The 12175-nt window shown below is 70.9% G+C and carries 13 protein-coding genes; 4 read left to right on the forward strand and 9 right to left on the reverse strand.

All coding sequences use genetic code 11. The features are described from left to right. Positions 1-270: 270 nt before the first annotated feature. The 5 genes from KS423_RS24530 to KS423_RS24550 all read right to left on the reverse strand — a co-directional run bounded on the left by KS423_RS24530 (position 271) and on the right by KS423_RS24550 (position 4427). Positions 271-960, reverse strand: coding sequence for an NADPH-dependent FMN reductase (locus tag KS423_RS24530; RefSeq protein WP_224281877.1), 690 nt, complete (start codon positions 958-960; stop codon positions 271-273). Positions 961-1553: 593 nt separating this feature from the next. After that, on the reverse strand, positions 1554-1769 hold the full coding sequence (locus KS423_RS24535; RefSeq protein WP_224281879.1) for a hypothetical protein: 216 nt from the start codon (positions 1767-1769) through the stop codon (positions 1554-1556). 447 nt (positions 1770-2216) lie between these two features. Continuing rightward, a complete protein-coding gene (locus KS423_RS24540; RefSeq protein WP_224281881.1) occupies positions 2217-2912 on the reverse strand; it encodes a DUF4241 domain-containing protein in 696 nt (231 codons plus the stop codon). A 401-nt stretch (positions 2913-3313) separates the two neighbouring features. Continuing rightward, a complete protein-coding gene (locus tag KS423_RS24545; protein ID WP_374120019.1) occupies positions 3314-3613 on the reverse strand; it encodes a GNAT family N-acetyltransferase in 300 nt (99 codons plus the stop codon). Positions 3614-3668: 55 nt separating this feature from the next. After that, complete coding sequence (locus KS423_RS24550; RefSeq protein WP_224281883.1) at positions 3669-4427, reverse strand: DeoR/GlpR family DNA-binding transcription regulator; 759 nt, start codon at positions 4425-4427, stop codon at positions 3669-3671. A gap of 49 nt (positions 4428-4476) precedes the next feature. Between KS423_RS24550 and KS423_RS24555 the strand changes: the two genes are divergently transcribed. Next, positions 4477-4860, forward strand: a complete 384-nt coding sequence (locus KS423_RS24555; RefSeq protein WP_224281885.1) for a DUF4406 domain-containing protein — start codon at positions 4477-4479, stop codon at positions 4858-4860. Then, a complete protein-coding gene (locus KS423_RS24560) occupies positions 4857-5534 on the forward strand; it encodes an NUDIX domain-containing protein (protein WP_224281887.1) in 678 nt (225 codons plus the stop codon). The genes KS423_RS24555 and KS423_RS24560 overlap by 4 nt, the downstream gene beginning before the upstream one ends. A gap of 216 nt (positions 5535-5750) precedes the next feature. On the opposite strand, the gene KS423_RS24565 is transcribed toward KS423_RS24560, so the two are convergent. Beyond that, the gene (locus tag KS423_RS24565; protein ID WP_224281889.1) at positions 5751-7763 is read right to left on the reverse strand and encodes a beta-N-acetylglucosaminidase domain-containing protein; all 2013 of its coding nucleotides are present in this window, start codon (positions 7761-7763) and stop codon (positions 5751-5753) included. Next, the gene (locus tag KS423_RS24570) at positions 7760-8185 is read right to left on the reverse strand and encodes a hypothetical protein (protein ID WP_224281891.1); all 426 of its coding nucleotides are present in this window, start codon (positions 8183-8185) and stop codon (positions 7760-7762) included. Before KS423_RS24570 ends, KS423_RS24565 begins: the two co-directional genes overlap by 4 nt. A 660-nt stretch (positions 8186-8845) precedes the next feature. Here KS423_RS24570 and KS423_RS24575 point away from each other — a divergent pair. Beyond that, positions 8846-10300: a hypothetical protein gene (locus tag KS423_RS24575; RefSeq protein WP_224281892.1), complete on the forward strand. Its 1455-nt coding sequence runs from the start codon at positions 8846-8848 to the stop codon at positions 10298-10300. On the opposite strand, the gene KS423_RS24580 is transcribed toward KS423_RS24575, so the two are convergent. After that, positions 10293-10766 (reverse strand): hypothetical protein, encoded by a 474-nt coding sequence (locus KS423_RS24580; protein WP_224281893.1) that lies wholly within the window; start codon positions 10764-10766, stop codon positions 10293-10295. The genes KS423_RS24575 and KS423_RS24580 overlap by 8 nt on opposite strands. Positions 10767-11012: 246 nt before the next feature. On the opposite strand from KS423_RS24580, the gene KS423_RS24585 reads away from it, so the two are divergent. Further along, positions 11013-11456 carry a TIGR03618 family F420-dependent PPOX class oxidoreductase gene (locus KS423_RS24585; RefSeq protein WP_224281894.1) on the forward strand — a complete coding sequence of 148 codons (444 nt, stop codon included), beginning with the start codon at positions 11013-11015 and terminating at the stop codon, positions 11454-11456. A 317-nt stretch (positions 11457-11773) separates the two neighbouring features. On the opposite strand, the gene KS423_RS24590 is transcribed toward KS423_RS24585, so the two are convergent. Further along, a partial coding sequence (locus tag KS423_RS24590; RefSeq protein WP_224281895.1) for an SDR family NAD(P)-dependent oxidoreductase occupies positions 11774-12175 on the reverse strand: 402 nt, incomplete at its 5' end.

Below are 12175 nucleotides of genomic sequence, written 5' to 3' on the forward strand. Positions count from 1 at the left end.
CGGCGTGCGGCGGCTGCGTGTCCACCGCCCGCGCGGCCCCGGCCTTGCGAAGGAACCGCGCGGCGGAGACGGAGCGCCGCCGGTACGCCGCGACGGTGGGACAGCCGGCGGCGCGGGCGGCACGACGGCAGTCTCGTTCGCTGCGCAACGCTGCACATCGGGCGCCGTCGCATGCTCCCGTGTCACTCCGGCGCCGGCCTGGAACTCGTTGTGACTCGTCGCGTTGTCCCCGCGATGGGGGAGGGCCTCCCGCCGGGAAGGGCGGGCAGGCTAGTTCTCGGCGCGCTGGGTGACCTGGGCACTGGTCTGGTCGCCGAGGAACTCGTACCAGCAGCGTTGCAGCGCCGGGTAGTTCGTGTCCGCCTCGACGAGACCGAGAAATGCCTTCACGGTGGCAGCGAGCCGATCCTGCAGTCCGGCGTCGTTCAGGTCTCCGCTGTCGCCGAACGCCTGGTGGGCCCTCGCCAGGCTGAACATGTCCGGATAGACACGGGCCCCGAGATGTTCCAGCGGAACGCGGAGCGCCCACAGCCCCCGGTTTCCTCCCACCATGGAGGGAGAAGCCGAGACCAGCAGGGCGTGCTTGTCCTTGAACGGCTGCGGCCGGAAGCGTGACAGCCAGTCGATCGCGTTCTTCACCACGCCGGGGATCGATGCGTTGTACTCCGGCGAGGCGAGCACGAACGCCTGCGCTGCCCGAAGGCGGTCGCGCAGGGCGACGGAGTTCTGTGGCTGACCCTGGGCGGTCTCGACGTCCCCGTCGTACGACGGCATGTCGAAGTCCCGCAGGTGGGCAAGATCGGCGGCGGCGCCGTTCTCGGCCAGCAGCTTGGTGGTCAGCATGGCCAACTGCCCGTTGACCGATCCCGTCCGAAGGGACCCCGACAGCACCAGCACGCGCAGCGGCTCACCGTGGCCGTCGCCCGGAACCGGCTGGACGACATCCCGCAGTGCGCCCACCGTACGGGAGGAGGCCGGAATGGCTGGATTCGCACTCATATGTGCCACCCTGCCATGCGCCCGCCAGCCTCGCCGCACCCGCTGGTCCGAACGCAGACGGGGATGCACGTCGGCGCGGCCCCGCCGTCCGCGCATCTCCGTCTGCGTACGGCACGCCCATGGTGAGCCAGCAAGACTGATCACAGGTTGTCAATCGTCGTGCAGGCGCAGGCCGACACCCTGGCGCCCGAGAACGAGCGGGCGAGGAGCCGGTGGACCGTCCAGTATGCCGCCGAGCACAGCGGGCAGTACGCCTTGCCGTCACCCAGGCAGTGCCGTGCTGTCCGGCGTCGGCCCGCGGGTGCTGTCCAGGTCGCAGGTCCCCGCGACCCGGACGTTCTTAGGATGTGCCTGGGCCCGCAGCCGAAGCCGCGGAACCCAGGCGTGCGCACACGGATCAAACGGGTCACCGTGTGACTCGGTGCAGGCGTCCGATCGGCCACCGCGGACCGTTGTCCGGGTTGCCCTGCCACGCCCACTGGGAGTCGGGGGTGACGGTGACACCGTCGTACGGGCACGGACGCCCCAGGCCCTCCCACTGCCCCAGGCGATCGTCACCTCGTCTCCAATCCGGCGCGGCCGCCCTGCCACAGTACGGGCCGGCCGGCCGCGTCCGGACGAACCTCCGCCCAGGAGCGGTCACCGTCGTGGATCAGGACGGCCAGGCCGTCATGCCCGCGGTCGTCGTAGAGCACGGCGTCCGGGACAGCCATCCGCACGGCGAACCTGAGGTCCCAGTCCTCCAGCCCTGCCGGGTCACGATCCAGCACCCGCCGCACGTCCGGTTCGGAGCCCGAGCGCACCACGGAGTGTGCGGCGGGCCCACTGCTCGCCTGCGCCCGCCATCGGTCACCACCGCATCCCACCCGCCCGAAACCGCAGACCGTCTCCTCCAGCTGCTCCGCGGATCGCCACCGTCGAACCCGTTCAGCACTCGGCGGGGTCTGCACGGTCTTCGGGTCTTACAAGATTTTCGCAGCTGGTGATCGCTTCAACTTGCCTGTGGTATCGGCTGGTTGGAGATGGCAGGCTGGTTGTGTGTGTTGTCGTGGTGGGGGATCTGCTGCCGCAGCTGGCCGCGGTGCAGGTCGAGCGCGTGGAGGCCGGCAGGGATCTGCTGCGGATCACGGCCCGGACCAGGGATGACGCTCCGGCGGCGTGTCCGGGGTGGGTGGCAGGGTCGGTCGGAGGGCCGGGCTGGCTCTCGCCAGGCCGTCTCAGTCCCAGGGGCTGGTGGGCACCGGGCCCGGGGCGACGATCACCGCGATCTCGCCATCACGGGCACGGCCTTCCCAGACCTGGCCCCAGCCTTCCGGGACACCGAAGGTCAGCAGGTCGGCCCGGTGTCCCTCGTCGCGGGCGAGCTCGAAGTAGCCCTCGCAGAGGTCCTCGGTGTCTCGCCCGACCGGCGGGCCGCCACATCCGGCGGCGGCCACATCCGTCAGGTAGCGGCGGAAGGGTTCGGTCAGCGTCTGCCAGGCGGTGGCGTCGGCGAAGCAGCCCATGGCGTCCTCCGCCTCGAACCCCGCGCCGGCAGCGCGCAGAGCCGGGTCCTCGCCCACGCCGAGGGCGAGCTCCCATGTGACCACCGGCTCGTCACGCACACGCAGGCGCGTCGCGGCGCACTCCCGATGTTCGGTGTAGTAGCCGTCGGCGAGGCGGGGACAGTTGGCCCAGGAGACGTCCACCGGGTACTCGCCGGGCGGGATGCGGAACGCGAGCTCGCGCGCCGGCCCGGTGATCCGGGGCGAGTCCACGACCAACCGGCCGCTCGGCAGCCGGATCGAGGTGACCTCCTGCACCTCGGTGATCTCGATCCAGCTGTACGGGGTGTGCGGATCGCCGCCGATCCGCAGGCCCGGTGTGAACAGCCCGTCGAGGTACTCGCGCGTCTCCGGCCTGACCTCGTCCATGCCCGCCCCGTCCTTCTCACTTCTGTGGCACCTGCTGCCCCGGACGATACGCGCCCCCGCAGACAACCCCCGGTGCCACGGTCTGCGGGTGGGGTGGTCCGGGGCCGGCCGTATCAGACGACCAGTGACGGGCTGGGCAGGGTGGTCAGGCGGGGGCGAGGCGAAGCTGGATCTGGTGCGGCGTGAACTCGACCAGTGGCGCCACGTGGCGCTCTCCGCCTCCCTCTGACGGATGTCAGGCGCTTCATCCCCGGCCCGGTGTCCTGCGGGGTCGGACGATCGTTCCGCCCGCTCTCCCCACCCGAGCCGGCCCACCTCACCGCAACACTGCGCCGCACCACCCCCACCATGCCGCGGGCGGCGGCCGCCGAAGCGACCGCCGCCCGAAGCAGCACAACTCCTCAGCTCGCCAGCGAGATGTACAGCCGCCGCCCCTTCGGCCGGAAGCCGACCCGCTCGTAGACCCGGCGGGAGCCCTCGCCCGAGTATTCGAGCCAGACCGACTCGGCGCCGCGGTCGAACATGACCCGAGTCAGCTCGGCCACCACGGCGGCGGCGATGCCCCAGCCCCGGTACGCGGGGCGGGTGCCCACACCCGCAAGCTCGGCGGTGCCGACATCGACCGGGGAGACCCCGGCGCCACCGGCGCAACCGCCGTCCGCCGCACGGACGAAGCGGACCGCGCCACCGGTCTCCTGCAACCGGCGCAGCCGGGCCCCGCCCTCCGGCGAGGAGACGGCGCTCGCTCCGTAGCTGTCAGCCGGCTGCCAGGATCTCCACGCCGTGTGCGGTGAGTTGATTGAGGACCGGGTGACAGGGGTCGGCGTCGGTGATCAGTCCGCTGATGTCCTCCCAGGGCAGGACGCGGAACCGGGAGGCGGTGCCGATCTTCTCGGACGAGGCGAGGATGTAGGTGTCCGCGGCCCGTGCGGCCAGGGCACGCTTCATCGCGGCTTCCTCGGCGTCGCCGGTGGTCAGGCCTGCCTGAGGGTGGACGCCGGTGACGCCGAGCAGGCACAGGTCGGCCGAGACGTTCTGGGCGGCCTCGACCGCGGCCGCGCCGCAGGTGACCGCCGAGTGCTTGAAGAGGCGGCCGCCGAGGAGGAAGACCTCAGCCTGGGGGTGGTCGAGCAGTGCGGCCGCAATGGTCGGGCTGTGGGTGATCACGGTGCAGGACAGATCCGGCGGGAGGGTGTGGGCGACGGCGAGGGCGGTGGTGCCTCCGTCCAGGATCAGGGCGCCGCCGGGCCGTACGAGCGCGGCGGCGACCGCGGCGACCTTCCGTTTGCCGTCGGGGGTGACGGATTGCCGGGCGGCGTAGTCCGCGATGGCTGGGGAGACGGGCAGGGCCCCGCCGTAGACCCGCTGGCACAGTCCTTCGGCGGCCAGGTCGCGCAGATCGCGGCGAACGCTGTCCTCGGAGATGCCCAGGTCAGTGGCGACGTTCTTGGCGACGATCTTGCCCTCGCGGGCGAGCAGGCCCAGCAGGTGGTCGCGTCGCTCAGCAGCCAGCATCCGTACTTTCTCCTGTTCTTGCACGTTTCTGCGTGTATCGTAGCGCGCCATGACCGACAAGCCCATGCTCATCCTCATCGCCGGCCCCTACCGCTCCGGCACCGGCGGCGACCCGCAGGCCATGGCCGCCAACCTCGTCCACCTCGAAGCCGCGGCCTGGCCTGTGTTCGCCGCCGGCCACGTCCCCGTGATCGGGGAGTGGGTCGCCCTGCCCGTCCTGCGCTCGGCCGGCGCAGGCCCCACCGACCCCCTTGCCGACCAGGTCCTCTACCCGACCGCCGAGCGCCTGCTCGCCCACTGCGACGCCGTACTCCGACTCCCCGGCCACTCCACCGGAGCCGATCAGGACGTCGCCACCGCCCGCCGCCGCGGGCTGCCCGTCTACTACGACGTGAACGAGATCCCCCTCCGTACCCCGCAGGAGACCGCGTGAACACCCGCCCCGGCATCGACACCCCCGACCACCGCGGCCGCACCGGCCTCGACCACGCCGGCCGGAACCTGGACCGCAACCCCGACGTCATGGTCCGCGACGTGGAACTCACCTCCCAGGGCTGGCACGTCCTGCGCCGCACCACCTTCGACTACCGGCGCCGCGACGGACGCTGGACCACCCAGCAGCGCGAGACCTACGACCGCGGCAACGGCGCGGTCGTCCTGCCCTACGACACCGAACGCGGCCGCGTGCTGCTCACCCGCCAGTTCCGCTACCCGGCCTACGTCAACGACCACCCGGACGGCATGCTCATCGAGGCCGCGGCCGGACTGCTCGACGGCGACGACCCGCTCGCCGCCATCCGGCGCGAGAGCACCGAGGAACTCGGTGTCACACTCGGACCGCTCACCCACATCCTCGACGCCTACATGAGCCCCGGCTCCGTCACCGAGCGCCTGCACTTCTACGCCGCCCCCTACACCCCGGCCGATCGAACCGGAAACGGCGGCGGACTCGAAGAGGACGGCGAGGACATCGAAGTACTCGAACTGCCCTTCACCGATGCCCTCGCCATGATCCGCGACGGACGCATCACCGACGGCAAGACCATCCTGCTCCTGCAATGGGCGGCCCTGGACGGGCCCTTCGCCGCCGCAGCGGGCACCCGCTGACACCGCTACTCCGGCCGGCCCCGCTTCGGGGCACCCGGTCCGGCTTGGAGCACGTGCCGTCAGGCGGCAGTGGCTGAAAGCCATACTCGGCGTCTCTGGATCTCAGGACCATATGACTGGCCCGTCCGACCCCTCAACAACGTAGGACCGGCTGACCTTGCACCTCCGCCCGCGTTGGACCGCGCGCTCCCGCTACGCGGCCGGTGGTGACGGCCGTCACCCGCCCGTGTGGCGGGGCAGGTGAGGGGCTTGTTCGAGGAAGGTGTCGAGCACGCCGTCGGCGATTTTGACGGGGCCTTGGGGGCGGGTGGCGCCCGGCAGGGTGTGCTGACGGGCGGCTTGTCCGGCGTGGTCGCGGGAACGGGAGAAGAGCTGCTCGGCGCGGGCCGTGTCACCGTCGAGGCGGGCCAGCAGGGCGTCGCTGGTGTCGGTCAGGGCCTGTCCCCACAGGGCGAGGGCGTCCAGCCAGGGTTTCGCCTCGGCCGCCAGGCCCGCATCGGGCACATGGGCGCGGATCTGCTGAGGGGCGGCGGCCATGGAGCGGGCGTAGCGGCCCAGTTCCTGTGCGGCGTGCTGTTGGCGGCCGGCCTTCCAGTCGGCCTGGAAGCGGTTGATGCGGGCCTGCAGTTCGGGAGCTTGGGGCTGCCAGGGGGTGCCGTCCCAGCTGGGGGCGAGGTGCTGGGTGTCGAAGAAGAGGGCCAGGGCGTCGGTGGTGGAGGGATCGCCTGCGGCGAGGTAGCGGGCAGCGGCCCGGAGGCTGGCCTCGGGGGTGTAGGCGCGGGTGTTCCAGGCGTAGTCGGCGCCGGTGAACAGGACCGGCTTGCTGGCCGAGGCCTGGTTCATGGGGTTGAGGACGATGCCGGTGAGGTGTTCGTCCAGGGCGGGGGCCCGGCGTGCGTAGGGGGCGAGCAGCAGGCGTCCGGCCGCGTGGTCGTAGTCGTTGGTGGGGTAGTTGTCCCACAGGGTCACCTCACGGCCCCACACGTCCGTGGCGTCGTCGGCCTGCTGGGCGGTGACGCTGGTGGGCACGACGTCCGCGCCGGTCCACATCATCGCGATCCGGCCGTCCAGTGTGCGGCGCAGTGTCTTCTTGTACGGAGTGTCCTTCAGGTCGCTGTACTGGGTGGGGACCATCTGCAGCGGTCGCACGTCGGGGTGCTGGTCCACGAAGTCGTGCTGGACACGGTTGAGGAGTTCGCTCTGGGCTGCCGCCATGGCCTGTTCGTTCAGCGGTCCCCAGCGGGCCAGGTCCGCGGCGCAGCTCCACACCGGCAGCGGGTGGATGTCGTCGAAGGCCATCACGAAGTCGCGTATCCCCAGCCGGTACAGGGACCGCAGTTTGCCGGTGACGGCAGTGCGGTCGGCGGCCGAGCTGTAGCACATCGACTTGCCGGGAGAGAGAGCGTAGGTGAAGTCCACGTGGTTCTCGCGGGCGGCCCGGGCGAGTTCGGCCAGCTGTGCGGCCTGGGCGGCGGGGTAGTCCTCGCGCCACCGGTCGCGCTCATAGGGGTCGTCCTTGGGCGCGTACAGATACGTGTTGAGCTTCATCCGGCCGTAGAAGGCCAGTTGGTCCAGCCGCTGGGCCTGCGTCCAGGGAGTGCCGTAGAAGCCCTCGACCACGCCACGCTGGGGGATGGAGGGGTAGTCCACTACCGTCGCTCCGCTGAGGGTCCTGCCACGGATCAGCTGGGTGAAGGTCTGCGCCGCATAGTAGACGCCGGCCGTGTCCTGCCCGGCCAGCACCATGCCGCTGCGGCCGTCCACCGTGCCGGAGGTGATCTGGTAGCCCTCGGTGGGAAGGCCGCCAGGACCGAAGGCTCCGCTGCGAGCCAGCAGTTCCCTGACGCGCGGAGCGTCGCGCCGGCCCAGAACCAGCGTCAACTCAGCTTGCCGGGAAGGTTGTTCCTCGACACGGGCGGTGCGCACCTCGGCCCCTGCCGCACGCAGCGCCTGGGTGACCACCTTCACCGCCTGGTCGTCGGCCCCGTCGTCATGGAGCACATCGACCCGGCGGGGAACGGGCAGGTCCGCGCCGGTGCGGCGGATCTCGTGCGGCGTGGGCGACACCTCGGGCAGGTCGGGCCCGTCGACCGGGCCGGCAGTGATCGCCGGGGCCGATGTCGCGGGCCTGGCGGACGGCGGACCCGGGTCCCGGGGTGCGCATGCGGCGGCGGCACCCAAGGCCATCGCCACCGCCGTCGCGGTGGCGGCCCGCTTGACCCGCCTCACCGGCCGCTCCCGTGCGCGCGGTCGGTGCCTGCCTTCAGCAGGGACCAGGCGGCGACCACCAGCACCAGGAACCAGCTGCTGGGAACGAGCAGGAAGAGCGAGGTGATCACGGAGGAGACGGGGTCACCGAGCGGAAGAACCAGCCAGTACGCGGCAGCGCTGGTGACCACCAGACCGAGGGTGCACAGCGGCCATACGAGGACCCCTGCGATCTTCGACGCCGTCGTCCACCCCGGGACGAGCAGCCACACGACCGCCCCGATCAGCCAGCCCACGACGGGCAGGAGGTAACCGCCGAAGACCACCAGCAGGACAGCGACCACCTGGCGCCGGCTCCACCGCGGGAACGGCTGCTGCCGGCTCCCCCCGGATGACGCCTGGTCGGCGGCGGACGGCGGGAGGGACACGAGGGGATGTGTCACGGGCACTCCTTCTGCATCGGGCTGCGGCAGCCTCCCCGGGCTAACCCTGAAAAGAGGCATCTGTTCAGTTTGTGACGAAATAGGGAGGTCGGCCGGTTCCCCCCAGATACAGCGGCCCGGCACGGGGCAAGCGTCCTACGCGGTCACGCGCATCGGACGGGAGCGCAGACCCGCCGATGTCGCCCCCCCTTGATGCCCATTCGCCCTGCCCGCCGGCGGCTTCGGCGTTCAGGTGCCCGTACCGATCGTGCCGCGCAGGGACCCACTCGCCGTCCCCGGCCGTTGGCGCGGGGACCGAGGCCGCCAGCGGTGCGGGCACCAGTGGGTGGAGAACCGGGGCCAGGACGTCGTGGACCTCGCGGGCATTCGTTCTCATCCGCCGGCTCTGGCCGGGCTGCGCCTCGATCTCTTCGAGCAGCAGCAGCGCGGCTCTCACCGCCCCGTTCGGGGCTGCTTGCGGGGGCACGGGGCAGGTGGAGTCCACGGTGGGCGAGGTCGCTGTGCCGTCTCCTTATTCGTTGTCGGCCCCCGCTCGTCCTGTCCGGTCCCGGCGGCAGACGTGGTCCGGGCGAGCCGGCCCGGGGCCGCTGGCCCTGGCGGCCGTCCGATGCGCTCTCCAGCCCCCGGGCCGCTGTCGGTGGCGATTCGTAGGCTGCCCGCGTGAACGTTGATGATCTTTCCTGGCAGGCACACACCCTCGGCGGCGTCTCCCCGCGGCTGGTGCGCACTCTTCTTGACCTGGGGCAGTTGGAGCTGCTGATTCGGGCGGCGCAGGAGCGTGGGGACTGGCACTGCGCGGAGGCAGCCGCGCGGGAGTTGAGCGCGGGCGGGGAGTTCGAGCGGGCGCTGACGCTGATGGACCCGTTCACGGACATCGGCTGGAGGGCCGCCGAGTGGCTCACCGCCGAGATCATGATCCAGCAGGGCCAGGGTGACGAGGCGCTCGCGATGGTACGCCCGGACACGGCCGAACTCGGCGACGGCCACGTGTGCGCCCGCTACGCGGAAATGGCAGCGAAGGCCGGGAGGGCCGACGATGCCATCGAGGTGCTCATACCACATCTCGGGGAGTTCTGGCTCCAGTCACACCTGGTCGAGGTGACCGAAGGACAGGGGCGTGACGACCGGGTCCTGGACGTGCTCGCGCAGGAGGCGGAGCGCATGGAGCGTACGGAGAGCGCGGTGTGTGAGCAGTGCGGTCAATCGTGCGGGGTGGCCCGGACGGACCGGTGGCACGTGCTGCTCCTGATCTCCCGGGTTCTGGAACGGGCCGGGCGTACGGACGAGGCCGTTGAGATCCTGCGTACCGAGACGGCCTCGGGCCGCCATCACCCCCTCAACTTTCCGGAGTACTACGCGAAGCTCCTGGCCCGGCAGGGCCTGATCGAGGAGCTGGGGGCCCTCGCCGCCCGCGAGCACCACGTCTTCGACGTGTACGCGAAGGCACTGGAGGATGCGGGGCGGGCGCCTGAGGCCGAGGCCCTGCTGCGCGAACGGATCGAGGCCGATGACCACCCGAGAGACCGTGCGGCGCTGATGCACCTGCTGGTCCGTCAGGGCAGGATCGACGAGGCCGTCGAGACCGGCCGGCCGACCTACGACTACTACGACTGCTGGAACCTCCTCCACTGGGCGCTGGACCTGCTCGTCACTGACGGCCGCCCCGGCCGGGCGCTCGAACTCCTGGAAGGCCTCACCGGAGCGTGGGCCGAGGGACATCCGGATGACGTCCTCCACCTGCGACTGTGGCTGCTGGGCGAGGCGGGCCGTTGCACGGAGGGGATCGCGGAGGCCGCCGCCCTCCACGAGCGGGGGCCCGGCGAGTGGGACACCGCGCTGGCGGGGCTGCTGGAGCGGGACGGTCGGTTGGAGGAGAGCTTCGCGCTTCTCCGCTCGTCCACCCACCGCCACGCCGCCTTCGAGCTGGCCGACATGCTGGCCAGGCACGGCCGCCCGGTCGAGGCCCTCGCCGCCATCCCCACGATCGCCGAGCAGCGCGAGGCTGCCGAGAGGCGCGAGGCTGCCGAGAGGCGCGAGCGCGAGGCGGCTGAGCTGGGGAAGCAGGACGACCCCTGGGCTGGCGCGGGCGAGACCTCTGTGGCTTCGTTCACGTGAAGTAGCAGCGTTCGGTCAGCGGTTTGGGCAGCAGTTGGCGATCTTGAGTGCTGCGGATCTTCACGAGAAATAACGTCAACGGCCTTTCGACTGGAGGACGGAGGGTCGTCGACTGGAGCCTGTCCTCTCCGGCTTCATGTTGATCGAGCCATGTGCGAGGGTGGTGGCCATGCCGCAGCTTGGTCACCGCCTCCGTTCCTTCAGATTGATGTTCGGGCTCGCTTCGACGGGCTTTGCTGCATGCCGGGAGACAGCCGACCCGGCTCTGGAGCACGCCATGGCCGACATGGTGACGCGCTGTGGCCTGGCCGTCGAGGTCGGCCAGGGCCCGCAGGCCCGCGCACAGCTCATACAGGTCGAGAACCATCTCACGCGGCGCGGCGGCGGCGATGAGCTCGGCCGGCTGCGGATCGGCGTCGGCGGGCACCGGGCGGGGGATGAGCAGACGCCGGTCGACGCTGCGCACCGCCCGGGCTTCGGAACGGCTGTGACTGAGCGCTTCAGTCGGCGAGTGAGCGCGAGACCTGGCGGGGCTGAGCATGAGTCGGCGGACTCGACCCGGCGCAGTGCGAGAGCCGGTGACGAGCCCGCTGCGATGTCTCGGATACCGGGGCAGGAGCGCGGGGATGGCTCGCGCCCAGGCATCGGATTCAACTGGCCGACTCCACGGTTTCCCTCGAACTGTCTCGATCACTGCTAGTAGCCTCCCAGGATGACTGCGACATTCGATGAAGCTGTCCGCGCCCGGCTGCAGGCCCCCAACATCTGGTACGTCGGCACCGTGTTCGCCGACGGAGCACCGCAGGTCAGCCCGATGTGGGTGGATCTGGAGGGGGAGGGGGAGCTGACGTTCAACACCTCGGTGGGTCGAGTGAAGGAGGAAAACCTGCGCCGCGACCCCCGTGTCTATCTCTCGCACGCGGACGCCACCGACCCCTTCGACCGCGTACAGATCAGTGGCGTGGTGGCCCGCTTCATCGAGGGCGAGGAGGCACACGACCGGATGGACCAGCTGGCCCGCAAGTACCTGGGCAGCGACTTCGAGTGGATCATGCCGGGGGAGCAGCGAGTCGCGGTGATCGTGCGCCCGGTCAAGGTGCGGCACATCATTGGGGTGGAGCGGTTCCGGCCTGGAGGCCCCATCCCCGCTCCCTGACCGGCAGGCACACCCGTCGTGGCATCGTCGCCGCCAGCGGCTTCACCTCGTGCGACGGGACGCGGTAGTTGGAACCATGGCGGTGTGGTGACCTTGCGATGCGGATCCCCGGGTCACGATTGTTGGAACCAAATGGTCACGCTGCTTGCAACCTGCGGTGAATTGCCATCCATGTTGGAACCAGTGGCGGTGCGGAGCGTTGCCCCAGGCACCGGAGCGTCGGCCGGGGCGGCCGAAGCAGTCGATGAACCTGTTCGAGACGCGCGGGCGAAGCGGCCTCACCCCGGTGGCTGTGCGGGTGATGACCGCCGTGCACTTCACCAGGGCACTACGCCGGCGTCCTCGAAGAACTGGCCCGTCGGGCCGTCGTCGGGCAGGGTCGCGAGTTTGATGGCGATGGCCGCGCCCTGTTCGGGGGTGCGCACGCCCCGGAAGCCGTTGAGGTCGGTCGCGACGTAGCCGGGGCAGCCGACGTTGATCAGGATGTTCGTGCCGCTCAGCTCCCGGGCGTACTGGAGGGTGACGGCATTCAGGAACGTCTTCGACGGCGAGTACGCCACGGCCACTGGACCTGTGGTCAGCTCACCAGCGATCCCTGACTGCCGGGTGAGGGAGCCGACACTGCTGGACATGTTCACGATCCGCGGTGAGGCAGAGCGGCGCAGCAGCGGCATCATCGCGTTGGTGACGCGGATGACGCCGATGACGTTGGTCTCCAC

The organism is Streptomyces sp. LS1784, from assembly GCF_020103755.1.
GTDB lineage: Bacteria > Actinomycetota > Actinomycetes > Streptomycetales > Streptomycetaceae > Kitasatospora.

Coding starts and splice junctions, on each gene's coding strand:
- KS423_RS24540 (WP_224281881.1), bottom strand. CDS start 2,912: ATGGACGAGGTCAGGCCGGAGACGCGCGAGTACCTCGACGGGCTGTTC.
- KS423_RS24550 (WP_224281883.1), bottom strand. CDS start 4,427: ATGCTGGCTGCTGAGCGACGCGACCACCTGCTGGGCCTGCTCGCCCGC.
- KS423_RS24555 (WP_224281885.1), top strand. CDS start 4,477: ATGACCGACAAGCCCATGCTCATCCTCATCGCCGGCCCCTACCGCTCC.
- KS423_RS24585 (WP_224281894.1), top strand. CDS start 11,013: ATGACTGCGACATTCGATGAAGCTGTCCGCGCCCGGCTGCAGGCCCCC.